This window comes from Citrobacter sp. Cpo032 (assembly GCF_030332975.1).
GTDB classification, from domain to species: domain Bacteria; phylum Pseudomonadota; class Gammaproteobacteria; order Enterobacterales; family Enterobacteriaceae; genus Citrobacter; species Citrobacter portucalensis.
Window position 1 is genome coordinate 420,842 of record NZ_JAOWGU010000036.1, and the last position, 26,372, is coordinate 447,213.

Annotated in this window: 25 protein-coding genes; 19 read left to right on the forward strand and 6 right to left on the reverse strand. The window is 51.0% G+C overall.

Translation table 11 applies throughout. The annotated features are described in order from the left end of the window. Nucleotides 1-11 precede the first annotated feature (11 nt). Nucleotides 12-356 carry a DUF1294 domain-containing protein gene (locus tag OGY33_RS08265; RefSeq protein WP_008784700.1) on the reverse strand — a complete coding sequence of 115 codons (345 nt, stop codon included), beginning with the start codon at nucleotides 354-356 and terminating at the stop codon, nucleotides 12-14. Nucleotides 357-590: 234 nt separating this feature from the next. Between OGY33_RS08265 and OGY33_RS08270 the strand changes: the two genes are divergently transcribed. From OGY33_RS08270 to tus, 3 genes are all read left to right on the forward strand, one after another. Then, nucleotides 591-1,109, forward strand: coding sequence for a hypothetical protein (locus OGY33_RS08270; RefSeq protein WP_048214250.1), 519 nt, complete (start codon nucleotides 591-593; stop codon nucleotides 1,107-1,109). A gap of 232 nt (nucleotides 1,110-1,341) precedes the next feature. Then, on the forward strand, nucleotides 1,342-2,643 hold the full coding sequence (gene rstB / locus OGY33_RS08275; RefSeq protein WP_032943359.1) for a two-component system sensor histidine kinase RstB: 1,302 nt from the start codon (nucleotides 1,342-1,344) through the stop codon (nucleotides 2,641-2,643). A gap of 74 nt (nucleotides 2,644-2,717) precedes the next feature. Then, nucleotides 2,718-3,647, forward strand: coding sequence for a DNA replication terminus site-binding protein (gene tus, locus OGY33_RS08280; RefSeq protein WP_103014910.1), 930 nt, complete (start codon nucleotides 2,718-2,720; stop codon nucleotides 3,645-3,647). On the opposite strand, the gene fumC is transcribed toward tus, so the two are convergent. Both fumC and fumB read right to left on the reverse strand, forming a co-directional pair. Then, nucleotides 3,644-5,047 carry a class II fumarate hydratase gene (gene fumC / locus OGY33_RS08285; protein WP_048214253.1) on the reverse strand — a complete coding sequence of 468 codons (1,404 nt, stop codon included), beginning with the start codon at nucleotides 5,045-5,047 and terminating at the stop codon, nucleotides 3,644-3,646. The two genes, tus and fumC, sit on opposite strands and share 4 nt — an antisense overlap. 141 nt (nucleotides 5,048-5,188) lie before the next feature. After that, a complete protein-coding gene (fumB, locus tag OGY33_RS08290) occupies nucleotides 5,189-6,835 on the reverse strand; it encodes a class I fumarate hydratase (RefSeq protein WP_008784695.1) in 1,647 nt (548 codons plus the stop codon). A 262-nt stretch (nucleotides 6,836-7,097) separates the two neighbouring features. On the opposite strand from fumB, the gene manA reads away from it, so the two are divergent. Beyond that, nucleotides 7,098-8,273, forward strand: a complete 1,176-nt coding sequence (gene manA / locus OGY33_RS08295) for a mannose-6-phosphate isomerase (protein ID WP_191238532.1) — start codon at nucleotides 7,098-7,100, stop codon at nucleotides 8,271-8,273. 106 nt (nucleotides 8,274-8,379) lie between these two features. Next, nucleotides 8,380-9,888, forward strand: a complete 1,509-nt coding sequence (locus OGY33_RS08300; RefSeq protein ID WP_100272901.1) for a YdgA family protein — start codon at nucleotides 8,380-8,382, stop codon at nucleotides 9,886-9,888. A gap of 47 nt (nucleotides 9,889-9,935) precedes the next feature. Here the strand turns inward: OGY33_RS08300 and OGY33_RS08305 are convergent, their stop codons facing one another. Then, nucleotides 9,936-10,964 (reverse strand): Mal regulon transcriptional regulator MalI, encoded by a 1,029-nt coding sequence (locus OGY33_RS08305; RefSeq protein ID WP_191238533.1) that lies wholly within the window; start codon nucleotides 10,962-10,964, stop codon nucleotides 9,936-9,938. A gap of 169 nt (nucleotides 10,965-11,133) precedes the next feature. Between OGY33_RS08305 and malX the strand changes: the two genes are divergently transcribed. The 3 genes from malX (at nucleotide 11,134) to OGY33_RS08320 (ending at nucleotide 15,455) form a co-directional block, all read left to right on the forward strand. Beyond that, nucleotides 11,134-12,726 carry a maltose/glucose-specific PTS transporter subunit IIBC gene (gene malX / locus OGY33_RS08310; RefSeq protein WP_149607201.1) on the forward strand — a complete coding sequence of 531 codons (1,593 nt, stop codon included), beginning with the start codon at nucleotides 11,134-11,136 and terminating at the stop codon, nucleotides 12,724-12,726. A gap of 10 nt (nucleotides 12,727-12,736) precedes the next feature. Beyond that, the gene (locus OGY33_RS08315; RefSeq protein ID WP_149607200.1) at nucleotides 12,737-13,909 is read left to right on the forward strand and encodes a MalY/PatB family protein; all 1,173 of its coding nucleotides are present in this window, start codon (nucleotides 12,737-12,739) and stop codon (nucleotides 13,907-13,909) included. Nucleotides 13,910-14,105: 196 nt separating this feature from the next. Continuing rightward, nucleotides 14,106-15,455, forward strand: a complete 1,350-nt coding sequence (locus OGY33_RS08320) for a sensor domain-containing diguanylate cyclase (RefSeq protein WP_191238534.1) — start codon at nucleotides 14,106-14,108, stop codon at nucleotides 15,453-15,455. A gap of 44 nt (nucleotides 15,456-15,499) precedes the next feature. Here the strand turns inward: OGY33_RS08320 and OGY33_RS08325 are convergent, their stop codons facing one another. Then, nucleotides 15,500-15,916, reverse strand: a complete 417-nt coding sequence (locus tag OGY33_RS08325; RefSeq protein WP_239484186.1) for a DNA breaking-rejoining protein — start codon at nucleotides 15,914-15,916, stop codon at nucleotides 15,500-15,502. Between the two features lie 442 nt (nucleotides 15,917-16,358). Between OGY33_RS08325 and add the strand changes: the two genes are divergently transcribed. After that, nucleotides 16,359-17,360, forward strand: a complete 1,002-nt coding sequence (gene add, locus OGY33_RS08330) for an adenosine deaminase (RefSeq protein WP_079934112.1) — start codon at nucleotides 16,359-16,361, stop codon at nucleotides 17,358-17,360. Nucleotides 17,361-17,464: 104 nt separating this feature from the next. Here add and OGY33_RS08335 read toward each other — a convergent pair whose 3' ends face one another. Continuing rightward, entirely contained in the window at nucleotides 17,465-18,505 is a 1,041-nt protein-coding gene (locus OGY33_RS08335) for an oxidoreductase (RefSeq protein ID WP_191238535.1), read from the reverse strand. 241 nt (nucleotides 18,506-18,746) lie between these two features. Between OGY33_RS08335 and blr the strand changes: the two genes are divergently transcribed. From blr to nth, 10 genes are all read left to right on the forward strand, one after another. Next, on the forward strand, nucleotides 18,747-18,872 hold the full coding sequence (gene blr, locus OGY33_RS08340; protein ID WP_003029134.1) for a division septum protein Blr: 126 nt from the start codon (nucleotides 18,747-18,749) through the stop codon (nucleotides 18,870-18,872). A gap of 291 nt (nucleotides 18,873-19,163) precedes the next feature. Beyond that, nucleotides 19,164-19,379 (forward strand): transcription modulator YdgT, encoded by a 216-nt coding sequence (ydgT, locus tag OGY33_RS08345; protein WP_008784684.1) that lies wholly within the window; start codon nucleotides 19,164-19,166, stop codon nucleotides 19,377-19,379. A 91-nt stretch (nucleotides 19,380-19,470) separates the two neighbouring features. Then, the gene (locus OGY33_RS08350) at nucleotides 19,471-19,911 is read left to right on the forward strand and encodes a DUF2569 domain-containing protein (RefSeq protein ID WP_020996422.1); all 441 of its coding nucleotides are present in this window, start codon (nucleotides 19,471-19,473) and stop codon (nucleotides 19,909-19,911) included. A gap of 75 nt (nucleotides 19,912-19,986) precedes the next feature. Beyond that, the gene (gene rsxA, locus OGY33_RS08355) at nucleotides 19,987-20,568 is read left to right on the forward strand and encodes an electron transport complex subunit RsxA (protein WP_048214262.1); all 582 of its coding nucleotides are present in this window, start codon (nucleotides 19,987-19,989) and stop codon (nucleotides 20,566-20,568) included. Then, the gene (gene rsxB, locus OGY33_RS08360) at nucleotides 20,568-21,146 is read left to right on the forward strand and encodes an electron transport complex subunit RsxB (RefSeq protein WP_032943340.1); all 579 of its coding nucleotides are present in this window, start codon (nucleotides 20,568-20,570) and stop codon (nucleotides 21,144-21,146) included. Before rsxA ends, rsxB begins: the two co-directional genes overlap by 1 nt. Then, nucleotides 21,139-23,256 (forward strand): electron transport complex subunit RsxC, encoded by a 2,118-nt coding sequence (gene rsxC / locus OGY33_RS08365; protein ID WP_191238536.1) that lies wholly within the window; start codon nucleotides 21,139-21,141, stop codon nucleotides 23,254-23,256. Before rsxB ends, rsxC begins: the two co-directional genes overlap by 8 nt. Beyond that, nucleotides 23,257-24,309, forward strand: coding sequence for an electron transport complex subunit RsxD (gene rsxD / locus OGY33_RS08370; protein WP_008784680.1), 1,053 nt, complete (start codon nucleotides 23,257-23,259; stop codon nucleotides 24,307-24,309). A 9-nt stretch (nucleotides 24,310-24,318) separates the two neighbouring features. Further along, nucleotides 24,319-24,939, forward strand: a complete 621-nt coding sequence (gene rsxG / locus OGY33_RS08375; protein ID WP_032943336.1) for an electron transport complex subunit RsxG — start codon at nucleotides 24,319-24,321, stop codon at nucleotides 24,937-24,939. A 2-nt stretch (nucleotides 24,940-24,941) separates the two neighbouring features. Beyond that, a complete protein-coding gene (locus tag OGY33_RS08380) occupies nucleotides 24,942-25,634 on the forward strand; it encodes an electron transport complex subunit E (RefSeq protein ID WP_008784678.1) in 693 nt (230 codons plus the stop codon). After that, nucleotides 25,634-26,269 (forward strand): endonuclease III, encoded by a 636-nt coding sequence (gene nth, locus OGY33_RS08385; protein ID WP_191238537.1) that lies wholly within the window; start codon nucleotides 25,634-25,636, stop codon nucleotides 26,267-26,269. Before OGY33_RS08380 ends, nth begins: the two co-directional genes overlap by 1 nt. Nucleotides 26,270-26,372: the final 103 nt, after the last annotated feature.

A 26,372-nucleotide genomic window follows, 5' to 3' on the forward strand; every position in this document is an offset into this window, starting at 1 on the left:
ACCAACCATGCTCAGGAGAGTAAAAATGGATATAGCTTATAAATCACGCCCATCACAGAAATACTGACTATCACACTGATAATGAAGTAGGTTTTGAAAGGCTGCTTTTGTGTTTTATGGCGAAAGATTTGTTGACCCGCTATCGCGCCGCCCCACCCGCCCACAACGCCAAACACCAGCAATGTGGATTCCGGCACTCTGCGCCAGTCCTTGCGTGCCGCCATTTTGTCCACGCCGTATAACAGCAACGTCAAAACGTTGGCGAGTAGAAACCATATAACAAGAGGATAAGCGGTGAAAATGCAGCCGACCGCTGCGAAAATGAGTAGCGAATAACAGCAGCGATTGAGATTCATATTTTCAGTCACAGCACTTTTCAGGAAGTATAGGCACGCATTATACGCAAGGTCAGTCATCCCTGCCACGGGTGAGAATATCCATTTTTTTATTATGCCTATATCCCCAAAGATAGCGCAAATTCTCTGGTCTGCGGCGTACCTAACAATTCAAACAAGAGAACCGTTTTCATTATTCAAAACAAATGGTAATTTATTAAACCCAAATGGAGAAATTGTTCTGGAGCCACAAGGATGAGAAAATACTCATATCCATATTTGTTTTTTGTTACCGTCTCATCTCTCGGCGCAATTTTTCTCTTTTATTGGTGGAAGGTAACGATATACAGAGTGACATTTCTCTACCCGCTCACATCCAAATACCTCATGCTTATTTCTCTGGCAGTGTCATTGTTAATTACCTTATTTCTGGTAGGTAATGGGATAATGAAAAAAAGTCCCTTCCAAACCTATCTGAAATTATTTGGTGGCATCAGCATTGCCATGGTGCTGTTTTCAGTGATCATGGTTATGGCGATAACCTGGTTCATTCCGGGTGTCCCCTCGTCCTATACCGCCACATACGTCTATGCTACAGGAAGTTCTAAAAGCTGTTCGGGGGCTGATGTTGACGATCCGGATCTCGGGACTAACATCAGAATTTGCTATCCCGAAGGGAACTACGAATATAACAACACCATCTACGTTGAGAAACGAAGTAACCTTTTAGGTGCGGTCGTGACATACGCCAGAACAACCCCATCCCGATTTTGATTAACTTACAGCGTAGAAAGCAATGCGTGATCCAGCGAAAGGTCATTCCGCGCCCGTAGGAGCCATAAGAATGCAGAAAAGAGATATACAGTGTACTCTGCGTGGACAAGCACGCCGGATGGTGATCGGAGAACCTTTCTGAACCCACGCATCGGCGGTTACCGCTGTGCCCACTTTTTTCCCCTGAGGGACACGTGCACTCGCTAACTTATTGAGCGTTCGGTGATTTTTTATGAAGAAACTGTTTGTGCAGTTTTACCTCCTGCTGTTTGTCTGCTTTTTGGTGATGACCCTGTTGGTCGGTTTGGTATACAAATTCACCGCAGAACGCGCAGGCAGACAGTCGCTCGACGATTTGATGAAAAGCTCGTTGTACCTGATGCGCAGTGAACTACGTGAAATCCCGCCACGCGACTGGGGTAAGACGCTGAAGGAGATGGATTTAAACCTCTCATTTGACCTGCGCGTTGAACCGCTGAATAAGTACACACTGGATGCCCCAACCATGCAGCGTTTGCGCGAAGGCGATATTGTGGCACTTGACGATCAATACACCTTTATTCAACGCATTCCTCGCAGCCATTATGTGCTGGCCGTCGGTCCGGTTCCCTACCTCTATTTTCTCCATCAAATGCGCTTGCTGGACATCGCGCTGATGGCGTTTATTGCTATCTCACTGGCCTTCCCGGTACTGATCTGGATGCGCCCGCACTGGCAGGAAATGCTCAGACTCGAATCCGCCGCACAACGTTTTGGTGAAGGTCATCTGAGTGAACGCCTTCATTTTGACAGCGGTTCCAGCTTTGAGCGCCTGGGCGTAGCGTTTAACCAAATGGCCGACAATATCAATGCGCTGATCGCCAGTAAAAAACAGCTCATCGATGGTATTGCCCATGAGCTTCGTACCCCGCTGGTACGTTTACGTTACCGGCTGGAAATGAGTGATAACCTCACCGAGCAGGAATCTCAGGCTCTGAATCGTGATATTGGCCAACTGGAAGCGTTGATCGAAGAGTTACTGACCTACGCCCGCCTGGATCGCCCGCAAAATGAACTGAAGCTCAGTGTACCGGACTTGCCTGCTTGGTTAACCACCCATCTGGAGGATGTGCAAAGCGTGAATCCTGACCGTGAGGTGCACTTACGTCATCTCGAAACTGGCGACTACGGCGCGTTGGATATGCGCCTGATGGAGCGGGTCCTGGATAATTTGCTGAACAATGCCCTGCGCTATTGCCAGTCTACAGTGCAAGCCAGTCTGCTGCTGAACGGCAATCAAGCCACGCTGGTAGTGGAAGACGACGGCCCCGGCATTGCACCAGACGCTCGCGAACAGATTTTTGAACCGTTTGTACGCCTTGACCCCAGCCGTGATCGGGCGACCGGGGGTTGTGGGCTTGGGTTAGCCATCGTCCACTCAATAGCGTTGGCTATGGGAGGGACGGTCGTCTGTGATAAAAGTGAACTTGGCGGTGCCCGGTTTACTTTCCGTTGGCCCGTCTGGCATAACATTCCTGAAATTTCGGCTGCCTGACCTATTCTGCTCGGTGGCCACGTGGTGGATGTTGTGTTATAAAAAAAGTATGTTGTAACTAAAATGGTAAATCTATGGCCCGTTACGATCTCGTTGACCGCCTGAACGGCACCTTTCGCCAGATGGAACAAGAACTGGCGCTTCTGAACGAAAACCTGTTGCAGCAGACGCTGCTTATTGCCCGCGTATTCTCGTTACCGGAAGTGGTCAAAGAGGCAGAGCATGCCCCTCTGCAAAACATTGATGTTAAGCAGCATTTAGGCAAAGAGGCTGAAGCGCTGGCACTGCGTCATTACCGTCACCTGTTTATTCAACAGCAGTCCGAAAACCGCAGCAGCAAAGCGGCCGTCCGCCTACCGGGTGTATTGTGCTACCAGGTTGATAATGCGGGGCAATGTGCTCTGGAAGAACAAGTCCAGCGTATAAACCAGTTGAAAACCACCTTCGAGCGCATTGTTACAGTAGAATCAGGGCTGGCGCCGGCAGCACGTTTCGAATGGGTGCATCGCCACCTGCCGGGGCTGATTACACTGAATGCCTATCGCACGCTCACCGTTGTCAGAGATCCTGCCACCCTCCGATTCGGCTGGGCTAACAAGCACATTATTAAAAACCTGAAACGCGATGAAGTACTGCAGCAACTGGAAAAAAGCCTGACCTCACCGCGCAGCGTACATCCCTGGACACGTGAAGAATGGCAGGCGAAGCTTGAACGCGAATATCAGGATATCGCCGCCTTACCGCAGCAGGCCCGCCTGAAAATTAAAAGACCGGTAAAAGTGCAGCCTATTGCCCGAGTCTGGTACAAAGGAGAGCAAAAACAGGTGCAATATGCCTGCCCAACGCCACTAATTGCACTGCTTAATAACGACAACGGTATGACCGTACCGGATATCGGCGAGTTACTGAATTACGATGCCGATAACGTTCAACATCGTTTTAAACCTCAGGCGCAGCCGTTGAGATTGATTATTCCCCGGCTGCACCTGTACGTTGCGGATTAACTGCCTGGCCGCATGCTGCCAACCATCAGTTCCGGACGTACCCAGCTGTCGAACTCCGCTTCGGTTAGATATCCCAGCGCCAGAGCGGAGGCTTTTAGCGTCAGCCCTTCTTTATGCGCTTTTTTGGCAATTTCAGCCGCTTTATCGTAACCGATATGGGTGTTGAGCGCGGTCACCAGCATCAGCGACTCATTGAGCAGTTGATCTATTCGTTCACGGTTGGGCTCGATTCCCATCGCGCAATGTTCATTGAAGCTTTCCATACCGTCCGCCAGCAGGCGTACCGACTGCAGGAAGTTGTGGATGACCATCGGTCGATAGACGTTGAGCTCAAAGTTACCTGACGCCCCGCCCATATTGATGGCGACATCGTTACCCATCACCTGGCAGCAAAGCATGGTCAGCGCTTCACACTGGGTAGGATTGACTTTACCCGGCATGATCGAGCTGCCCGGTTCATTTTCCGGAATTGAAATTTCGCCAATACCACAGCGCGGGCCAGATGCCAGCCAGCGTACATCGTTGGCGATTTTCATCAGCGACGCTGCCAGTCCTTTTAGCGCTCCGTGGGCATGAACCAGGGCATCGCAGGTGGCCAGCGCTTCAAATTTATTCGGAGCGGTAACGAACGGCGCGCAGGTAATGACCCGCAATTCATCCGCGACCCGGCGGGCGTATTCGGGATGAGTGTTCAGTCCGGTACCTACCGCGGTTCCCCCCAACGCCAGTTCTGCTACATGCGGTAAACTGTTTTCAATGTGTCTGAGGTTATGTTCAAGCATTGCTACCCAGCCGGAAATCTCCTGGCCAAGCGTAAGTGGAGTTGCATCTTGCAGATGTGTACGACCAATTTTAACGATATCGGCGAAAGCGTGGGACTTATCACTGAGCGTTTTAGTCAACACATTTAATTTTGGGATCAAAGATTTACGCAGCGCCAGCAGTGCGGCAACGTGCATTGCGGTCGGGAAGACATCGTTCGAGCTTTGGCTTTTATTGACATCATCGTTGGGGTGTACTTTTCGCTCCATCCCCCGCACGCCGCCCAGCAATTCGCTGGCCCGGTTTGCCAGCACCTCGTTCATGTTCATATTGCTTTGCGTGCCTGAGCCGGTTTGCCAGATGGCCAGTGGAAACTCATCGCGGTGTTTATCTGCCAACACCTCATCTGCAGCCTGCATAATAGCCCTGGCTTTATCCTCCGCCAGCAGGCCCAGATCCTGGTTAACCTTTGCCGCGGCGCGTTTCGTCAGCGCCAGCGCATGGATCAGCGAGACCGGCATTTTCTCCGTAGAGATACGAAAATGCTCCAGCGAACGTTGGGTTTGCGCGCCCCAAAGCTTATCGGCAGGAACATCAATCGCCCCCATTGAATCATTCTCGCGGCGTACCGTTACCATTACCTGCTCCTTACATTAACAGTTGATTAGGTTATGTTTCGACATTGCCCATTTGCATTGGTCTTATGAGTATTAACGAGGATAAAACTGTCGTTTGGTGGTTCGTGCGGTAAAAAAAACCGCCCCGAAGGGCGGCTGACGTTACTTAACGCAGCGTGCGCACTGCGACGTCTGAATTTGCTTGAAGAAATCGTTGCCTTTGTCATCTACCAGAATAAATGCCGGGAAATCTTCTACTTCAATTTTCCAGATGGCTTCCATCCCGAGTTCCGGGTATTCCACGCACTCCAGGCTCTTGATACTGCCCTGAGCCAGTACCGCGGCGGGGCCGCCAATACTACCCAAATAGAAGCCGCCATGTTTATGGCAAGCATCGGTCACCTGCTGGCTGCGATTGCCTTTCGCCAGCATAATCATGCTCCCACCAGCGGCCTGAAGCTGGTCAACATACGAGTCCATACGTCCGGCAGTGGTTGGACCCAGCGAACCAGAGGCATAACCTTCCGGCGTTTTTGCCGGACCTGCGTAATAGATCGGGTGATCTTTAACATACTGCGGCAAACTTTCGCCGTTATCCAGACGTTCTTTCAGTTTCGCATGCGCAATATCACGGCCAACGATAATTGTACCGTTGAGCGACAGACGTGTGGAAACCGGATACTGGGAAAGCTGAGCCAGAATCTCTTTCATCGGACGATTGAGGTCAACACGTACCGCTTCGCCCTCTCCCGCCTGGCGCAGCTCTTCCGGTATAAATTTGCCAGGATTATGTTCCAGTTTTTCGATCCAGATACCTTCACGGTTGATCTTGGCTTTGATATTTCGATCGGCTGAGCAAGAAACACCCATGCCAACCGGACACGACGCGCCGTGACGCGGCAGGCGGATCACGCGGATATCATGCGCGAAGTACTTCCCACCAAACTGCGCGCCAAGCCCCAAATTCTGCGCCTCAATCAGCAGCTCTTTTTCCAGCTCTACATCGCGGAATGCCTGACCATGTTCGTTACCTTCTGTCGGCAATTCGTCGTAGTATTTTGCAGAAGCCAGTTTGACCGTTTTCAGCGTGGCTTCTGCCGATGTTCCACCGATTACGAACGCGATGTGATACGGCGGACAGGCCGCAGTGCCCAACGTACGCATTTTCTCAACCAGGTAATCTTTTAATTTGCCCGGTGTTAGCAGCGCTTTGGTTTCCTGGTACAGATAGGTTTTATTCGCCGAACCACCACCTTTGGCAATACACAGGAATTTGTATTCATCTCCGTCGACGGTATACAAATCGATTTGTGCTGGCAGGTTGGTACCGGTGTTCACCTCTTTATACATATCCAGCGCGGCGTTTTGTGAATAGCGCAGGTTGTCTTCGATGTAGGTGTTATAGACGCCTCGTGCCAGCGCCTCCTCATCACCCCCACCGGTCCAGACACGCTGACCTTTTTTACCCACGATAATCGCAGTTCCTGTGTCCTGACAGGTCGGCAAAATGCCTTTTGCCGCGATGTCAGAGTTACGCAGGAATTGCAGGGCCACATATTTGTCGTTTTCGCTGGCCTCCGGGTCGCGCAGAATATCAGCTACCTGCTGTTGATGTGCGGGACGCAGCATAAACGACGCATCATGAAAGGCCTGACGAGCCAGCAGGGTTAAGGCTTGCGGTGCAACTTTAACAATCTCCTGCCCTTCAAATTCGGCAACAGAGACATAGTCGCTGGTCAGCAGATAGTATTCGGTATCATCCTTTTTGAGGGGGAAAGGATGCTGATAATGAAAGGGTTTGTTTGACATTGTGCTCTCACTTACTGCTCGGTCTGGTTATTCTCTGGGCAGATGTTCCATTGCCCTGCTTCCCTGCCGCAGATCCGGTTGTAGAAGGAAGAGCTTTCTGCAACCGGAATTACTCAGGGTATTAAAAGCGAGTCACCATATCCTACACATTTTTTTAACAAAAACTGAGACAAGTACGACTTTTTACATGTGCAGGTTACTTCCCTCAGGGTTTCTTGGTTTAATAGCCGTAGAAAATTCAACATTGAAACAGGGCTTGATAATGCAAAAACTCATCAACTCAGTGCAGAACTACGCCTGGGGAAGTAAAACGGCGTTAACGGAACTCTATGGCATTGCCAACCCCACTCAGCAACCGATGGCTGAGTTGTGGATGGGCGCGCATCCGAAAAGCAGTTCGCATGTTCTGGGCGCTGACGGTCAGACGGTTGCTCTGCGCGACGTTATCGAGCACGATAAATCCGCACTGCTAGGCGAAGCCGTAGCGCAACGTTTTGGTGAACTGCCCTTCCTGTTTAAAGTACTCTGCGCTGCTCAACCACTTTCGATTCAGGTTCATCCTAAAAAGCACAATTCTGAAATTGGATTTGCCAAAGAAAACGCCGCGGGGATCCCGATGGATGCCGCCGAGCGCAACTACAAAGATCCTAACCACAAACCAGAACTGGTATTTGCTTTGACGCCTTTCCTGGCGATGAACGCATTCCGCGAGTTCTCTGACATTGTTGCATTGTTACAACCCGTTTCCGCCGCACATCCAGCTATTGCACATTTCCTGGAAGAACCGAGTGCGGAACGTCTGAGCTATCTTTTCGCCAGCTTGTTGAATATGCAGGATGAGGAGAAATCCCATGCGTTAGCGATCCTGAAATCGGCGCTGAACAGCCAGCAGGGTGAACCCTGGCAAACCATCCGTCTGATCGCTGACGTCTACCCGAACGACAGTGGGCTTTTCTCCCCGCTGCTGCTCAATGTGGTGAAACTCAATCCAGGCGAGGCTATGTTCTTATTTGCCGAAACCCCGCACGCTTACCTGCAAGGTGTGGCGCTTGAGGTGATGGCTAACTCGGACAACGTGCTGCGCGCCGGACTGACGCCAAAATATATTGATATCCCGGAACTGGTCGCCAACGTGAAGTTTGTCGCCAAGCCAGCAAACCAGTTACTGACCACGCCGGTTGAATCTGATGGCGAACTGGACTTCCCGATCCCGGTTGACGATTTTGCGTTCTCCCTGCATGAGCTTACTACCAGTGGCGCAGATATCAGCCAGCAAAGTGCGGCCATTTTGTTCTGCATCGAGGGTGAAGCCGTGCTGAGCAAAGGCGAGCAACGTCTGGTTCTGCGACCGGGTGAATCGGCCTTTATTGGCGCGAATGAATCGCCAGTTAACATCAGTGGCGCAGGTCGTTTAGCCCGGGTTTATAACAAGCTATAGCAAGATACTGATATTTTTAACAACTCTTGCTAAGCTGTAGTGAGTTAAAGACATGTCACTCCTCCAGGCGTCTTCAAACGCCTGGTTTTATTTTATGGATATCGAAATGAAAAAATCGCTGGTAGCTGCGGGTGTGGTGGTTGCGCTGGGTATCGTCTGGACGGGCGGCGCCTGGTACACAGGTAAGAAACTTGAAACGCATCTCGCCGAGATGGTGACACAGGCAAACGATCAGTTAAAACGTTTCTCCCCTGAGGCGGGCATTGAACTGAGTTATCAAAACTACCAGCGCGGGGTGTTCAATAGCCAACTGCAATTGGTGGTGAAACCAATCGCCGGGCAGGCAGATTCCTGGCTAAAACCGGGGCAAAGTATCGTCCTGAATGAAACCGTCGATCACGGTCCATTCCCGCTGGCGCAACTGAAATCACTGAATCTGGTCCCGGCTATGGCCTCCGTGAAAACGACGCTGGTCAATAACGACGTTACCAAACCGCTGTTTGATATTGCCAAAGGTGAGTCGCCATTTGTCATTAACTCCCGTATCAGCTACAGCGGCGATACCCGTTCCGATCTCTCCCTCAAACCACTGAACTATGAGAAAGGCGACGAAAAAGTAGCCTTCAGCGGCGGGGAATTCCAGTTTACAGCAGACAAAGAAGGTAATGCTGTCTCGCTGACAGGCAATGCGCAAAGCGGTGTGGTCAATGCGGTCAACGAGTATGACCAGAAAGTACAAATGACTTTCAATAACCTGAAAACTGAGGGTTCCAGCAGTATTGCCAGCTTTGGTGAGCGCATCGGCGACCAGAAATTGTCACTCGATAAACTGTCGATTTCCGTCGAAGGTAAAGAGTTGGCGGTTCTGGAAGGCATGGGTATTGATGGTAAATCCGATCTGATCAACGACGGTAAAACTGTCAACAGCCAGTTGGATTACACGCTGAACAGTCTGAAATTGCAGGGTCAGGATATGGGTAGCGGTAAACTGACGCTGAAAGTTGGCCAGATTGACGGTGAAGCACTACACCAGTTCAGTCAGCAATATAGTGCCCAAACCAAGGCACTGATGGCGCAGATTGATGTGGTACAAAATCCTGAGCTTTATCAGCAAAAAGTCACTGAAGCCTTCTTCAATGCGCTGCCGATTCTGATGAAAGGCGAGCCGGCTATCACCATTGCCCCGCTGAGCTGGAAAAATGCAAAAGGTGAAACCGCATTTAATCTGTCACTGCTGCTAAAAGATCCGACAGCAAATACTGAGGAACCACAAACGCTGGCTCAGGAAGTGGATCGTTCGGTCAAATCACTGGATGCTAAGCTGACGATTCCGGTTGATATGGCGACTGAGTTCATGACGCAGATTGCCAAAATTGAAGGCTATCAGCAGGAGCAAGCGGCCGATCTGGCGAAGCAACAGGTGAATGGCCTGGCGGCAATGGGTCAGATGTTCCGTATTACAACGATGCAGGACAACGTCATCGGCTCCAGCCTGCAATATGCAAACGGCCAGGTTACGTTAAACGGACAAAAAATGTCGCTGGATGAGTTTGTTGGTATGTTCGGTATGCCTTCTCTCGGCGAGCCGGATGTCCCGGCTATTCCGCAACAGTAAATACGCGTGACAACCGGCCCGATAACCGTGTGTTTATCGGGCCTTTTTTATTTTGCCACCACCAGCCGGGCGGAAAGCGTTAAGTTACGTGAATGACCATCATCGTGCCCAATGCGCTGTAGCATGCGCTCAGCAAGGGTATAACCCATTTCACGCGCGGGCGTGCAGGCCCAAATAATGGGGATATCGTCCAGTGCATTTTCCGCTACATCGGCAAACCCGGCTAACGAGATCTGCTGTTCGAAGTAGCGATCTACGCCAATTTCACCACTCTGACGCCCTGCTCTCATCAGGCCAAACCAGGCGCCAACGGCTATGGTTTCGTTGTAGCACACCACTGCGCTGATCGTTGGGTTACGACGTAACAGCGCAGTCACCACCTCTGCGGCCTGCTTTTGGCTGGATGAGCACTCCAGCACCCAGTCGCTATGAAACGGTAAACCATACTTTAGCAACGTCGTACAATAGCCGCCGACACGCTCTGCGCGGGTCAATGAAGAACTCTGCCCCCCCAACCACGCGATGCGCTGATGCCCATGGCTTATCAGATGTTCAACCAGCAATTGCGCTGCCTGCATGTTGTCAGGCCTGACGGTGTCAACGTCATCCAGGTAGCTGGCCCGAGACGCAAACACTACCGGAATCCCCTTATCGGCGGCCAGTTGTTGAAGGTCGTCGCTACTGCCGGCTGCCCCGGCGATCACCACACCATCAACCCCTTGATTAAGCAGCATAGCGAAACGCTGCGCCAGCTGTTCGCCATCTCTGCCACCATGTAATAAAAAAACCATGCGCCCCTGCGCTTCTAATGCTTCCGTCAGACCCGCTGTCAACTCGGCGTAAAACGGGGTGGAAAGGTCGCGCACGATCAAACCAATTACCCCGCTCTGGCCGCCACGCAGCGCTGATGCCTGGCGATTACGCACAAACCCCAGTTGCTCAATAGCGGCATTCACCCGTTCGCCGGTCGCGGATGAAATACGGCCTTTTCCACTGAGCACCAATGAGACGGTACTAACCGAAACGCCCGCGGCCAGCGCAACATCATGGATGGTTATTTTTTTGGCTATAGCCATAAAAACGGAAAACTCCCTGATAACGTGACGGATAAAACGTTTTATCAATCACTTATATTTATACGCCCTATTATCGTTCGATAATGTGATTTATACCGCACTAAAATTAGGTAAAACGTTTTATCTTCTCGCCATCATTAGTCAGCTAGCTTTTACGAGGAGTCGTTTGATGACGACGAGAACCACACCAAAAATTACGTTATGGGAATTTTTCCAGCAGTTGGGCAAAACCTTTATGCTGCCCGTGGCTCTGCTCTCATTCTGCGGGATCATGTTAGGGATCGGCAGCTCGTTAAGTAGTCATGATGTCTTAACGCTGATTCCGGCATTGGGTAATCCGGTACTGCAGGCTATTTTTACCTGGATGAGCAAAGTAGGCTCATTTGCGTTTAGCTTCTTACCGGTGATGTTCTGTATTGCCATACCTCTCGGCCTGGCCCGCGAGAACAAAGGCGTAGCGGCATTTGCCGGTTTTGTTGGTTATGCGGTGATGAACCTTGCCGTCAACTTCTGGTTAACCGCGAAAGGTATCTTGCCTACCACCGATGCCGCGATCCTGAAGGCCAACAACGTGCAGAATATCCTGGGGATCCAGTCGATCGACACAGGGATCCTCGGCGCTGTTATTGCCGGGATCATCGTCTGGATGCTGCATGAACGTTTCCACAACATTCGCCTGCCGGATGCACTGGCGTTCTTCGGCGGTACCCGCTTTGTACCAATTATCTCTTCGGTGGTGATGGGACTGGTCGGCCTGGTCATTCCCCTGGTTTGGCCGGTTTTCGCCATGGGCATTAACGGGCTCGGCCACATCATCAACAGCGCGGGCGAATTTGGTCCAATGCTGTTTGGTACCGGTGAACGTCTGCTGCTGCCGTTTGGTCTGCATCATATTCTGGTGGCGCTCATTCGCTTCACCGAAGCTGGCGGCACGCAGGAAGTCTGCGGTCACAGCGTGAGCGGCGCACTGACTATTTTCCAGGCTCAACTGAGCTGCCCGACAACACAAGGTTTCTCTGAAAGCGCAACCCGCTTCCTGTCGCAGGGTAAAATGCCGGCGTTCCTCGGGGGTTTGCCGGGGGCAGCGCTCGCTATGTACCACTGTGCTCGCCCTGAAAATCGTCATAAAATTAAAGGGCTGTTAATTTCTGGTCTCATTGCCTGCGTGATCGGCGGTACAACCGAACCACTCGAGTTCTTATTCCTGTTCGTTGCCCCTGTTTTGTATGTAATCCACGCCCTGCTGACCGGTCTTGGTTTCACCGTGATGGCTGTGCTAGGCGTCACCATCGGTAACACGGACGGTAACCTGATTGACTTTGTGGTATTCGGCATCCTGCACGGACTCTCTACCAAGTGGTATCTGGTCCCTGTCGTAGCTGCGATCTGGTTCGCGGTGTACTACGTGATCTTCCGTTTCGCCATCACACGCTTCAATCTCAAGACCCCGGGTCGGGACGTCGAAATTGCCAGCAATATCGAAAAAGTCATGGCGGGAGCACCGAGTAAATCCGGTTACAACGTCCCTGCCATTCTGGCGGCGCTGGGCGGTGCGGAAAACATTGTCAGCCTTGATAACTGCATTACCCGTCTGCGCTTGTCAGTGAAGGATATGTCGCTTGTGAACGTACAGGCACTGAAGGACAATCGCGCCATTGGCGTAGTGCAACTCAATCAGCATAATCTTCAGGTTGTTATTGGTCCGCAGGTCCAGTCAGTGAAAGACGAGATCGCAGTTCTGATGAACACCGTACAGGCTTAAGGACAATAATATGTTTGATTTTTCAAAAGTTGTGGACAGGCATGGTACCTGGTGTACCCAGTGGGATTACGTTGCCGACCGTTTTGGTTCAGCCGACCTGCTGCCGTTCACCATCTCCGATATGGATTTTGCCACCGCCCCCTGCATTCTGGAGGCGCTGACTCAGCGCCTGTCACATGGCGTGTTAGGTTACAGTCGCTGGAAAAATGATGAATTTCTGGCGGCGATTAGCCACTGGTTTCTCTCGCGTCATAATACCCAAATTGATCCTCAATCGCTGGTTTATGGCCCCTCGGTCATCTATATGGTGTCGGAGCTGATCCGCCAGTGGTCCTCAGCAGGGGATGCGGTGGTCATTCATACGCCAGCTTACGACGCGTTTTACAAAGCGATTAAAGGTAATCAGCGCCAGGTATGCGCTGTCGGACTTGAAAAACGCGCTGACGGCTGGTTTTGCGACATGGTTGCACTAGAGAAAGCCCTGTCCCGGCCTGAAAGCAAAATTCTCCTGCTTTGCAGCCCGCACAACCCAACCGGTAAGGTATGGACGCGCGATGAACTGGAAACCATGGCGGAACTGTGTCAGCGCCACGGTGTAAAAGTCATTTCTGATGAGATCCATATGGATATGGTATGGGCAGACCAGCCGCACATCCCGTGGAGTAACGTCGCACGCGACAGTTGGGCGCTGTTCACCTCCGGTTCAAAGAGCTTCAATATTCCGGCATTAACCGGGGCTTACGGGATTATTGAGGATGAGCAAAGTCGCAACGATTACCTCAGTGCGTTAAAGGGTCGGGATGGTCTTTCCTCACCTGCAGTGCTCGCGCTTAGCGCACATATCGCAGCCTACCAACAGGGCGCTAGCTGGCTTGATGCGCTGCGGGATTATCTTGCCAGTAACCTGCATTACATCGCGCACGAACTGAATGACGCATTCCCCGAACTGAACTGGCAGGTTCCGCAATCCACCTATCTGGCATGGATTGACTTGCGTCCACTCAACCTTGATGACCACGCACTGCAGGAAGCACTCATCCATCAGCAGAAAGTCGCCATCATGCCCGGATACACATACGGAGAAGAAGGACGCGGTTTTGTGCGCCTCAATGCCGGATGTCCACGTTCCAAACTTGAAAAAGGCGTTAAGGGGTTGATTAACGCCATCCGCACAATACGTTAAATAGTCTTGCGCAATGAAGAACTCATTGCGCAACTCCTTATATAAAAAACAAATCTGTTTTTTATCGTTTTTTTAATACCAATTCCTCCCTGACTTTTCCTGCCAGTCAAAATCAACAGCAATAAAAATCAAAAAGACAAAATACAAAGCTGAGAAGATAGCCGAAATATAGCGCTGTTTTATATACATAAAAATCATGAATACAACACAAATAAACATTCACAGAAAGAATTTAACTTTTTTTTTACTCCTGTCCCTAACGACATCCATTTTTCTTTGGTATATCCCTTTTAGTAATCAGCGTTATAGCCTCTCTTTTTACCCGGTTATTGCAACCTTTGCTGGTGTATTGCACATTCAGACGGGGTGCTTTATGACGATGAATTACATGAGTTATCGGCGCAAAAAATATCTTTTACCCCTGGCCTGCGCATTTTATTTCTCGGGGGTTTTCTTATTTCTTGCGCTCTATATTTATTTTTATAAAAACGGCCTTCCTGGTGTCATCTACAATGACATTGCTGTTTTATACTTTATGAGGAACATGTTAATTACGGGGTTGTTTTTTGCAACATACTATTTATATACGTTTAAAAATAAAAAAGAAAAGCATGGTAAAACAGTCATTTACGCCACTTATTTATGGTGCATGTTGCATCTGGTAATGGCTATCCTCTACTCCATCCGTATTACGCCAATATCGTTTCAGTTGGTCGACACAGAAACGTTTGAATGGCTTAGACCCTGGCGTGGGAGTTTTATTTATGTCCTCATTATCTTGTGGACCTGTATCGTTTTATTAGGGGCAAAATTAACCCGGCTAAAAACACAGTTTTGGGTAAGTATGTCACTGGTTGCCCTGAGCAATCTGTTAAGTGTCATCATTATGCTGAAGTACACGCATATAGACTCCGCTGGATGGTATCTCGCCAGAGGCCTGGAGTGCCTTAGCGCAATGGCCGTGATGATCGTGCTCATGTCTGATATTTTCAAGCGCTACAAAGCCTCACGTCAGGCCTATGAATTATCCTATGAAAATTCAGTCCGCGACCCGATGACTCGACTTTTCAACCGTGGCTATTTTTATAACGCACTCAGCAATGAGATTAAAATGACAGCGACCCATAACCCCCTGAGCATTATCTTTTGCGACATTGATTTCTTTAAGTCGGTCAATGACACCTGGGGACATTTGCAGGGTGACAGAGTGATAATTAAACTGTCAGAAATTATGCAGCGACTGAGTCGGCGTAACGACATCGTGGCGCGTATTGGCGGAGAAGAGTTTGCTATTTTGCTACCTGAAACTAACGCTGATGCAGCATTTAACATCGCAGAGCGAATCAGAAAACACGTAGAACAACAAACTCAGGCCACGACTAAAGGTGATTTTCCACGCATCATCACCATCAGCCTGGGTATCGTAACCTCGGTTGACAACCGTTCAGCCCCCGAACAACTAGCTGATTGCGCAGACCGCGCCCTGTATATGGCAAAAAACCGAGGCCGTAATTGCGTTGTGGCTTATTCTGGCGAAGAAGTTTAATAGCAAAGGAAAAGATCACCACCTGGGCGATCTTTTCCTCATGATCAGTTGGTAATTTTCATGTGCAGCTGGAATGCGTTGGTTTTCCCCTCATCCTTCGCCGCGCCTTTTTGATATATTCTGATGGTATACTTACCGCTGGCAGGCAGCGTATTTTTATAAGTATCACCACTCATCATGCCATCAAAAATGAATTGTTCGCCCGGTGCAATAATACTCATGAAAGGATGAGGCCAGGCGCTTTTCAGAACTGCTTGCATGGTCTGCCCTTTTTTGGCGACAAACGTATAATCTTTTGTTTTATCACCCGTAATTGTCCCCTTGATATCTGCACCACTTGTACCTTTCTTAAACTGGATTACATGCGTTTCATCCGCTTTATACGCCGCATGCGCAGGCGCAGTTGCCAGCAGGAAACTTCCACAGAACATTGTACTGACAATTAGCTTTACACTTTTCACTTTATTAATACCCTCAGTCGTTATTGTGTTTTTATAACATACCTCGCAGCACATTCATAAACTGGAAAGTGTCCATTTTTCGCTATTAGCAATGTTATTCAATAAATGTCTGAATAAAATAACACTGACAGGCAGGAATTAAATAAAAACGAGGTAAATAATCTTAAAATAAAATCCCTTCATTACACACATGTTGCAGGAAATGCGTTATTGCTTATTTTACGCCCGTCTTACCACCGCAAGGCATAAGCATCGTGATACGGTCTCAAGGATCAGGGAGTCGGAACACTACTCTGTTGGTGCGCTAACAGCATGGTCAACAATTTGGCGATACTTGCTTCCCCATAACCCCGAACTCTGCACTGCTTTTTTTAAAGTTTTTAGAGGAACATTTTTCTGTTGTATAATGGCCTGCACTTTACCTAAATACACGAGTGCGACCATGATTGATACTTCTCTCCCCCTGACCGACGTCCATCGCCACCTTGATGGTAACATCCGTGCACAAACGATCCTGGATCTGGGTCGTCAGTTCAACTTAACGCTTCCGGCACAAACGTTGGAAACGCTGATCCCTCATGTGCAAGTCACATCAACTGAGCCAGATTTAGTGAGCTTTTTATCCAAGCTCGACTGGGGCGTGAAGGTACTGGCCTCGCTGGATGCGTGTCGTCGCGTGGCGTTTGAGAATATTGAGGATGCAGCACGTAACGGTCTGCACTATGTTGAACTGCGTTTTTCCCCTGGCTACATGGCGATGGCGCATCAGCTCCCGGTTGCAGGTGTGGTTGAAGCCGTCATCGCAGGCGTACGCGAGGGCTGCAAGACCTTTGGCGTCGAAGCTCGCTTAATTGGCATTATGAGTCGTACTTTCGGCGAAGCCGCCTGTCTGCAGGAACTGGATGCGCTGTTAGCCCACCGAGACCATATTACGGCACTGGATCTGGCCGGTGACGAACTGGGGTTCCCGGGCAGCCTGTTCCTGTCTCACTTCAACCAGGCACGCGACGCCGGCTGGCGTATTACCGTGCATGCGGGCGAAGCCGCGGGACCAGAAAGCATCTGGCAGGCCATTAAAGAGCTAGGCGCTGAGCGTATTGGCCACGGCGTTAAAGCCGTTGAAGATCGTGCGTTGATGGATTACCTCGCCGAGCACCGTATCGGCATCGAATCCTGCCTGACATCAAACATTCAGACCAGCACCGTTGCCTCACTAGCGAACCATCCGCTGAAAACGTTCCTTGAACATGGCGTTATCGCCAGTTTGAATACGGACGACCCGGCTGTTCAGGGTGTGGATATTATTCACGAGTACACCATTGCCGCACCAGCTGCAGGCCTAACGCGCGAACAGATCCGCCAGGCGCAAATCAACGGTCTGGAAATGGCATTCCTGAGTAACGAGGAAAAACGAGCCTTGCGCGAGAAAGTCGCCGCAGCGTAACAGGTAAAGTGCCGGATGGCGCTAACGCTTATCCGGCCTACGTTGGTTTTCATTGTAGGCCGGATACGATGCCAGGAAGGTATCGCCTTGCGCCATTTACCTAATCAGGCAAGGCACAGCGTCGAACGATGTTTCGCAGATTCTATACCCAGCTCAATCAGCTCCATAATTTGGATAGCCTGTCTCGCCGGTACCGGGTTTTCACCGTTGCCGTTTAGCGCATCACGAATGCCAGCATAATACGCCGGATAGTTGCCCGGTACGGTCAGCCAGGTTTCTTCAACCTGCTCTTCGCCTTCTACTCGGGTCAATATGCCATCGCGCATATCATATCCCCAGTCTTCCTGAGGCAGGCGCTCGCCATTTTTCAGACGCTCTTCCTGTGGGTCAAGGCCATACTTCACATAGCTACCACGCGATCCGTGCACAATATAACGGGCCGATTCTGCAGCAGCAAGCATGGTGCCATGCAGGATCACACGACGCTGCGGATACGTCAGGATGGCATGGAAGTAATCCGTCGCCTGCGCGCCCGGACGCAACTGGGCCAGGTCTACCGTCAGGCTGACAGGTAAACCAAACAGGTTAATCGCCTGATCCAAAAGATGCGGTGCTAAATCGTACCAGATACCGCTTCCCGGACCGCCCTGTTCACGCCAACGGTCACGAACCTGTGGGCGGAAACGATCGAAATGGGATTCGAAATACGCTACCTCACCCAAAACACCATCCGCCAGCAGAGCTTTCAGCGTCAGAAAATCACTGTCCCAGCGACGGTTATGGAATACAGACAACACACGCCCCAGGCTACGTGCCAGCGCATCCAACTCACGTGCTTGTGACAGTGTCACGGTAAAGGGCTTATCAACAACCACATGCTTGCCCGCTTCCAACGCTGCTTTCGCTAACGGAAAGTGCGTGTCGTTTGGCGTGGGGATCACAATCAGGTCGATATTTGGATCGTTAAAAAGATGCTTAGGCTCAGCAACAACCGCCACCGTAGGCCAGTCTGCTTTCACTTTTTCTTCATCACTACTGGACACTGCAGCCAGTTCCAGACCCGGCGTGCCCACAATCAGTGGGGCATGGAAGGTTTTGCTGGCATAACCGTAGCCAATTAGCCCAACGCGGATGTTGTCACTCATGTTATTGCCTCTCAATTCAGGACTGACCTATTTCACACCATACCTTGCAACGTCTCAATAGTTTAATAACCTTTGCGCTACAAAGGTTGTTTTTTAACTTAAGTCAAACATATGCCACTTATGCTTAACTTGCAGCGAAAAAGAGGTAGAAATCGTTCCCAATCATCTTGCTGTATTAATGAGAGATTAGTAACATTTGCAGCCTGTGTTTATGGATAAATCAAAGCAAATGTCATCAGTAATGAATCGTCTTATTGAATTAACAGGTTGGATTGTTCTCGCCGTCTCCGTGATCCTGCTGGGTGTTGCCAATCATATTGACAATTACCAGCCACCAGAGCCCGTTGCGGCAGTGCAGAAGAAATAAGCATCAGCAGCCTTTTATTGCCCGGCAATTAACATTGGTAGTTGCAGGGTCTGCCGGTAAAAGATCGCTTTCTGTCAAAAAAAGCGAATTACGCCGCGTCCCGCTCCGCTGCATATTGCCAGCGATCGCTAAGCGCGTTACCCTTGCTCAAGACGCGCATAGCGCCTGATTTTTCACAGGTATGAACACTCTTCTTACATTTGCACGTAAATGCGCTTTTACCTGTGCTCGTTGTTTATTTTTATATTTTCTACTCCGTTGGTATTATTTTATTAATATGGATCTGCATTTATGACCGTTCAGGATTACTTATTAAAATTCCGCAAAATCAGTTCGCTCGAAAGTCTGGAAAAACTGTTCGACCATCTTAACTACACGCTCACCGACGATAACGACATTATCAATATGTACCGTGCCGCAGACCATCGCCGTGCGGAGCTTATCTCCGGAGGTCGTCTGTTTGATGTTGGTCAGGTACCTAAATCAGTCTGGCATTACGTGCAATAAAGAAGAAAGTAGCGCTCAACGTTAAAAGCTTTATAATAATTGCCCCAAAATGAATGGCATGATTGATTGCGCGCGTAAACCTGGAGAAGAGATGACTACAACACCGGCACAACGTATCGGAGGCTGGCTACTTGGGCCACTGGCCTGGCTGTTAGTCGCGTTGTTGAGCGCTTCGCTGGCGTTATTACTTTATGTCACTGCGCTGGCTACACCGCAAACCTTCAAAACGCTGGGTGAGCAAAGTACGGCCAATTTGCTGTTATGGGGCGTCTCCTTTATTACCGCGATCGCCATGTGGTATTACACACTGTGGCTGACGATTGCGTTTTTCAAACGCAGAGCCTGTGTGCCTAAGCATTACATTCTGTGGCTGCTGATCTCCGTGTTGCTGGCGATTAAAGCGTTTGCGTTTTCACCCGTCCCAGACGCTTTTGCCGTGCGCCAACTGCTGTTCCCATTACTGGCTGCAGCACTGTTGGTGCCCTACTTCAAACGATCGCAGCGCGTTAAATCGACGTTTGTGAACCCGTAATAACCCTACAGTTAACCTGTTGTCGCCTGTTGAAGATTGTCAGATAATAGGCGGCTTTTTATTTCAGGCCGAAAAATGACTGATTACCTGCTGCTGTTTGTCGGAACTGTACTGGTCAATAACTTTGTACTGGTGAAGTTTCTGGGCCTTTGCCCGTTTATGGGCGTTTCCAAAAAACTGGAAACCGCAATGGGTATGGGCCTTGCCACGACGTTTGTCATGACACTGGCATCCATCTGCGCTTGGCTGATTGATAACTGGATCCTAATTCCGCTCAATCTCATCTATCTGCGCACGCTGGCTTTTATTCTGGTTATCGCCGTCGTCGTGCAGTTTACCGAAATGGTTGTGCGCAAAACCAGCCCTGCGCTGTACCGCCTGCTGGGGATCTTCCTACCGCTGATCACCACTAACTGCGCAGTGTTAGGTGTGGCGCTACTGAACATCAACCTCGGCCATAACTTTTTACAGTCGGCGCTATACGGTTTTTCCGCCGCCGTCGGCTTCTCGCTGGTGATGGTACTGTTCGCCGCGATCCGCGAACGCCTCGCCGTGGCGGACGTCCCAGCGCCGTTTCGCGGCAATGCGATTGCGCTGATTACCGCTGGTTTAATGTCATTGGCCTTTATGGGCTTTAGTGGTTTGGTGAAGTTGTAATGAATGCTATCTGGATTGCCGTTGCCGCAGTGAGTCTACTGGGTCTGGCGTTCGGCGCTATTTTGGGGTACGCCTCACGACGTTTTGCCGTTGAAGATGATCCGGTCGTGGAGAAAATTGATGAAATTCTCCCGCAAAGCCAGTGTGGCCAGTGCGGCTATCCGGGCTGTCATCCTTATGCTGAGGCGATCGGCTCTCAGGGTGAAAAAATTAACCGTTGCGCCCCCGGCGGCGAAGCGGTGATGTTAAAAATTGCCGCCCTGCTGAATGTCGATCCGCAGCCTATTGATGGCGATGAACAAGACGTTACGCCGGTGCGAATGCTGGCGGTCATTGATGAAAACAACTGTATTGGGTGCACTAAGTGTATTCAGGCCTGCCCGGTCGATGCCATCGTGGGCGCGACCCGCGCCATGCACACGGTAATGAGCGATCTCTGCACTGGATGCAACCTGTGCGTTGACCCGTGCCCGACGCAATGTATTGAATTACGCCCGGTAGCCGAGACACCCGATAGCTGGAAATGGGATTTAAACACCATCCCTGTGCGCATCATTCCCGTGGAACAACATGTTTAAGTTATTCTCTGCATTCAGAAAAAATAAAATCTGGGACTTTGATGGCGGCATTCATCCACCAGAAATGAAAACCCAGTCAAACGGAACGCCGTTGCGACAGGTTCCGCTGGCGCCGCGTTTCGTTATTCCGCTGAAACAACATATTGGTGCGGAGGGTGAACTGTGCGTAAACGTGGGTGACACCGTGCTGCGTGGTCAGCCCTTAACCCGCGGACGAGGCAAAATGCTTCCAGTCCATGCGCCAACATCAGGCACCGTTGTTGCCATTGCCCCGCACTCCACCGCGCATCCTTCGGCACTGGCTGAGTTGAGCGTCATCATAGACGCCGATGGCGAAGATCGCTGGATTGAGCGAGACGGCTGGACCGATTATCGCTCCCACAGCCGGGAAGAGCTGATTGCGCGTATTCATCAGTACGGCGTCGCCGGGCTGGGTGGCGCAGGTTTTCCCACCGGCGTTAAACTGCAGGGCGGCGGAGATAAAATTGAAACGCTGATCATTAACGCCGCCGAATGCGAGCCGTACATTACGGCAGATGACCGCCTGATGCAGGACTGTGCCGCTCAGGTCGTCGAAGGTATCCGCATCCTGGCGCACATTCTTCAGCCACGCGAGATCCTCCTGGGTATCGAAGATAACAAACCGCAGGCAATATCTATGCTGCGCGCGGTGCTGGCTGATTCACACGACATTAGCCTACGCGTGATCCCCACCAAGTACCCGTCCGGCGGGGCCAAGCAGTTAACACAAATCCTGACCGGCAAGCAGGTTCCCCACGGCGGACGCTCCTCTGATATCGGCGTATTGATGCAAAACGTCGGAACCGCCTACGCAATTAAACGTGCAGTAATCGACGGAGAGCCGATCACCGAACGTGTCGTGACGCTAACAGGTGAAGCAGTCAGTCGTCCGGGCAACGTCTGGGCGCGTTTAGGTACGCCGGTTCGTCATCTGCTCAACGATGCGGGCTTCTGCCCTTCCGCCGACCAGATGGTGATTATGGGCGGGCCGCTGATGGGCTTTACGCTGCCGTGGCTGGATGTCCCGGTGGTGAAGATAACCAACTGTCTTCTGGCCCCCTCTGCCAGTGAAATGGGTGAAACGCCAGAAGAGAAAGGCTGCATTCGCTGTAGCGCATGCGCCGATGCCTGTCCGGCCGATCTCCTGCCACAACAGCTTTACTGGTTCAGTAAAGGGCAACAGCACGACAAAGCGACGGCCCACAATATCGCCGACTGTATTGAATGCGGTGCCTGCGCCTGGGTATGCCCAAGCAATATTCCACTGGTACAGTATTTCCGTCAGGAAAAAGCCGAGATTTACGCCATTAGTCAGGAAGAAAAGCGCGCCGCAGAAGCAAAAGCTCGGTTTGAAGCCCGACAGGCGCGCCTTGAACGTGAAAAAGCAGCACGTCTTGAACGCCATAAGAGCGCCGCTGCTCAGCCGGCGGCCAAAGATCATGATGCCATTGCCGCCGCGCTGGCTCGCGTAAAAGAAAAGCAGGCTCAGGCGCTGCAACCGGTGGTCATTCAGGCAGGTGAAAAACCTGACAATAGCGCCGTGATTGCCGCACGCGAGGCGCGTAAGGCGCAAGCTCGTGCTTCCCGTAAGGAAAACCCGCCGCAAAGTGAAGGCAGCAGCACGGGTACAGACCCGCGTAAAGCTGCCGTGGAAGCGGCAATTGCCCGCGCCAAAGCCCGCAAGCTTGAGCAAGAAGCGGTAACAGAAACGGCCGAACCGGTTGATCCGCGTAAGGCTGCCGTGGAAGCGGCAATCGCCCGCACTAAAGCTCGCAAGCTCGAGCAGCAGGCGGTAACAGAAACAACCGAGCCCGTTGATCCGCGTAAAGCTGCCGTGGAAGCGGCAATCGCTCGCGCCAAAGCCCGCAAACTTAAACAAGAAGCGGTAACAGAAACAGTCGAACCGATTGATCCGCGTAAAGCTGCCGTCGAAGCGGCAATCGCCCGCGCCAAAGCCCGCAAGCTAGAGCAGCAGGCGGTAGCCGAAACAGCCGAGCCGGTTGATCCACGTAAAGCCGCCGTCGCGGCCGCCATCGCACGCGCTCAGGCAAAGAAAGCCGCACAGCAGCAGGTTGTAAACGAGGAATAAATGGTATTCAGAATAGCAAGCTCCCCTTATACCCATAACCAGCGCCAGACATCGCGTATCATGATGCTGGTATTACTTGCTGCATTGCCGGGGATTGCCGCTCAGCTGTGGTTCTTCGGCTGGGGCACGTTGTTCCAGATCGTTCTCGCTGCCATCAGCGCTATTGCTGCCGAAGCGGGTGTGCTTAAACTGCGTAAACAACCCATTGTGGCAATTTTAAAAGACAACTCTGCGTTACTCACTGGGTTGCTTTTGGCCGTCAGTATTCCGCCCCTCGCGCCATGGTGGATGGTGGTATTAGGCACGGTATTTGCGGTTATCATTGCGAAACAGCTGTATGGCGGACTCGGGCAGAACCCGTTTAACCCTGCCATGATTGGCTATGTCGTGCTGCTCATCTCATTTCCGGTACAGATGACCAGTTGGCTGCCGCCGCATGAAATTGCGGCCACGGTGCCTGGTTTCTTTGACGCCCTGAACGTTATTTTTAACGGACATACCGCCAGCGGCGGGGATATGAATTCGCTGCGTATGGGTATCGATGGTATCAGTCAGGCAACACCTCTTGATACCTTTAAGACATCCCTGCATGCCGGACGTACCGTTGAGCAGGTGATGCAATACCCGATCTACAGCGGCATGCTGGCAGGCGCTGGCTGGCAGTGGGTGAACCTTGCCTGGCTGGTTGGTGGTATCGTGCTGTTATGGCAAAAAGCGATTCGCTGGCATATCCCGGTTAGCTTCCTGCTGTCGCTCGCTGTTTGTGCCACTTTAGGTTGGATTTTTTCGCCAGACTCACTGGCATCGCCTCAGTTGCACTTGCTTTCCGGCGCGACGATGTTAGGTGCGTTCTTTATTCTTACCGATCCCGTTACAGCATCAACAACCAACCGTGGTCGTCTGATTTTTGGCGCGCTTGCGGGCCTGTTAGTGTGGTTGATACGCAGTTTTGGTGGTTATCCTGATGGCGTGGCTTTTGCCGTGTTGCTGGCAAATATCACGGTTCCCCTGATTGATTATTACACCCGCCCTCGCGTGTACGGACATCGCTAAGGACTAGATATGCTGAAAACGATTCGTAAACACGGTATTACACTGGCGCTGTTTGCTGCGGGCTCAACGGGGTTAACCGCAGCAATCAATCAATTAACCAAGTCAACCATTGATGAACAGGCCGCGATACAGCAAAAAACGCTGTTCGATCAGGTTCTGCCTGGCGATCGCTACAATAATAACTTGTCTGAAAGTTGTTATCTGGTCAATGCGCCGGCGTTAGGCAAAGGTACGCACCGTGTATATATTGCCCGCCAGGACGATCGTCCTGTTGCTGCGATTCTTGAAGCTACGGCGCCAGATGGTTATTCCGGGGCGATTCAACTGCTGGTGGGTGTCGATTTCACGGGTACCGTGTTGGGTACGCGGGTTACCGAACACCATGAAACGCCTGGGCTGGGCGATAAAATCGAACTGCGACTGTCCGACTGGATCACCCATTTTAGCGGTAAAACAATTTCTGCGGATAACACCTCTCACTGGGCAGTGAAAAAAGATGGCGGCGACTTTGACCAGTTTACTGGCGCAACCATTACACCTCGTGCGGTGGTTAACGCGGTTAAACGTGCCGGCCTGTATGCGCAGACGCTGCCTGCGCAACTCCCTCAACTTAGCGCCTGTGGAGAATAACCATGAGCGAAATTAAAGACGTGATTGTCCAGGGGTTATGGAAAAATAACTCCGCGCTTGTGCAACTACTCGGGATGTGTCCGCTGTTGGCCGTCACCTCTACCGCCACTAACGCGCTGGGTCTTGGACTTGCGACTACGCTCGTCCTGACGCTGACCAACCTGACAATTTCAGCCCTTCGCCGCTGGACACCACCTGAAATCCGTATCCCGATTTATGTCATGATTATCGCCTCCGTGGTGAGTGCGGTACAGATGTTGATCAATGCCTACGCCTTCGGCCTGTATCAGTCTCTGGGCATCTTCATCCCGCTGATTGTAACCAACTGTATTGTTGTTGGCCGTGCAGAAGCCTTCGCCGCCAAAAAGGGCCCTGCACTATCCGCACTTGATGGTTTCTCCATCGGCATGGGCGCAACAGGTGCCATGTTTGTTCTGGGCTCGCTGCGTGAAATAATTGGTAACGGTACACTGTTTGATGGTGCAGACGGTTTATTGGGTAGCTGGGCCAAAGTCTTGCGCGTTGAGATCTTCCATACTGATACACCGTTTCTGCTGGCCATGCTACCACCGGGCGCGTTTATTGGCCTGGGTCTGATGCTGGCAGTGAAGTATCTGATTGATGAGAAAATGAAGAAACGTCGTGCCGAGGCGGCTGTCGTGGACAGTCCCGCGGGTGAAACAGGGAATGCGTAATGAACAAAGCAAAACGTCTGGAAATACTGACGCGCCTGCGGGATAACAACCCGCATCCAACAACCGAGCTTAATTTTACATCGCCGTTTGAACTGTTGATTTCGGTCTTGCTCTCCGCACAAGCGACCGATGTCAGCGTCAATAAAGCGACGGCTAAGCTATACCCCGTCGCCAATACGCCTGCTGCGATGCTGGAGCTCGGTGTTGAAGGTGTTAAGTCCTACATCAAGACAATCGGTTTGTTTAACAGCAAAGCGGAAAACGTAATTAAAACCTGCCGCATTCTGCTGGAACAACATAATGGTGAAGTGCCTGAAGACCGTGCTGCGTTAGAAGCTCTCCCTGGAGTTGGGCGAAAGACGGCTAATGTAGTGTTAAATACCGCCTTTGGCTGGCCCACTATCGCCGTAGATACCCACATTTTTCGCGTCTGTAATCGCACGCAATTCGCCCCGGGTAAAAACGTCGAGCAGGTTGAAGAGAAGCTGCTGAAAGTCGTACTCAGTGAATTTAAAGTCGATTGCCATCACTGGTTAATTCTTCATGGCCGCTACACCTGCATCGCCAGAAAGCCGCGCTGTGGTTCCTGTATTATTGAAGATCTCTGCGAATTCAAAGAGAAAGTCGATATCTAATGCTGCCGGGGCATCCTCCTCGCCCCTTACATACATAACGATTAGTTATGCACTCCCCAGCGTTTATTTTCCCGACAATGATGCCATCCAATTGCTCATATCT

Bases quoted from the DNA above. Each gene is read 5' to 3' on its own strand.
- OGY33_RS08265 (WP_008784700.1), bottom strand. From the start codon at position 356: ATGAATCTCAATCGCTGCTGTTATTCGCTACTCATTTTCGCAGCGGTC.
- OGY33_RS08270 (WP_048214250.1), top strand. From the start codon at position 591: ATGAGAAAATACTCATATCCATATTTGTTTTTTGTTACCGTCTCATCT.
- rstB (WP_032943359.1), top strand. From the start codon at position 1,342: ATGAAGAAACTGTTTGTGCAGTTTTACCTCCTGCTGTTTGTCTGCTTT.
- tus (WP_103014910.1), top strand. From the start codon at position 2,718: ATGGCCCGTTACGATCTCGTTGACCGCCTGAACGGCACCTTTCGCCAG.
- fumC (WP_048214253.1), bottom strand. From the start codon at position 5,047: ATGGTAACGGTACGCCGCGAGAATGATTCAATGGGGGCGATTGATGTT.
- fumB (WP_008784695.1), bottom strand. From the start codon at position 6,835: ATGTCAAACAAACCCTTTCATTATCAGCATCCTTTCCCCCTCAAAAAG.
- manA (WP_191238532.1), top strand. From the start codon at position 7,098: ATGCAAAAACTCATCAACTCAGTGCAGAACTACGCCTGGGGAAGTAAA.
- OGY33_RS08300 (WP_100272901.1), top strand. From the start codon at position 8,380: ATGAAAAAATCGCTGGTAGCTGCGGGTGTGGTGGTTGCGCTGGGTATC.
- OGY33_RS08305 (WP_191238533.1), bottom strand. From the start codon at position 10,964: ATGGCTATAGCCAAAAAAATAACCATCCATGATGTTGCGCTGGCCGCG.
- malX (WP_149607201.1), top strand. From the start codon at position 11,134: ATGACGACGAGAACCACACCAAAAATTACGTTATGGGAATTTTTCCAG.
- OGY33_RS08315 (WP_149607200.1), top strand. From the start codon at position 12,737: ATGTTTGATTTTTCAAAAGTTGTGGACAGGCATGGTACCTGGTGTACC.
- OGY33_RS08320 (WP_191238534.1), top strand. From the start codon at position 14,106: ATGAATACAACACAAATAAACATTCACAGAAAGAATTTAACTTTTTTT.
- add (WP_079934112.1), top strand. From the start codon at position 16,359: ATGATTGATACTTCTCTCCCCCTGACCGACGTCCATCGCCACCTTGAT.
- OGY33_RS08335 (WP_191238535.1), bottom strand. From the start codon at position 18,505: ATGAGTGACAACATCCGCGTTGGGCTAATTGGCTACGGTTATGCCAGC.
- blr (WP_003029134.1), top strand. From the start codon at position 18,747: ATGAATCGTCTTATTGAATTAACAGGTTGGATTGTTCTCGCCGTCTCC.
- ydgT (WP_008784684.1), top strand. From the start codon at position 19,164: ATGACCGTTCAGGATTACTTATTAAAATTCCGCAAAATCAGTTCGCTC.
- OGY33_RS08350 (WP_020996422.1), top strand. From the start codon at position 19,471: ATGACTACAACACCGGCACAACGTATCGGAGGCTGGCTACTTGGGCCA.
- rsxA (WP_048214262.1), top strand. From the start codon at position 19,987: ATGACTGATTACCTGCTGCTGTTTGTCGGAACTGTACTGGTCAATAAC.
- rsxB (WP_032943340.1), top strand. From the start codon at position 20,568: ATGAATGCTATCTGGATTGCCGTTGCCGCAGTGAGTCTACTGGGTCTG.
- rsxC (WP_191238536.1), top strand. From the start codon at position 21,139: ATGTTTAAGTTATTCTCTGCATTCAGAAAAAATAAAATCTGGGACTTT.
- rsxD (WP_008784680.1), top strand. From the start codon at position 23,257: ATGGTATTCAGAATAGCAAGCTCCCCTTATACCCATAACCAGCGCCAG.
- rsxG (WP_032943336.1), top strand. From the start codon at position 24,319: ATGCTGAAAACGATTCGTAAACACGGTATTACACTGGCGCTGTTTGCT.
- OGY33_RS08380 (WP_008784678.1), top strand. From the start codon at position 24,942: ATGAGCGAAATTAAAGACGTGATTGTCCAGGGGTTATGGAAAAATAAC.
- nth (WP_191238537.1), top strand. From the start codon at position 25,634: ATGAACAAAGCAAAACGTCTGGAAATACTGACGCGCCTGCGGGATAAC.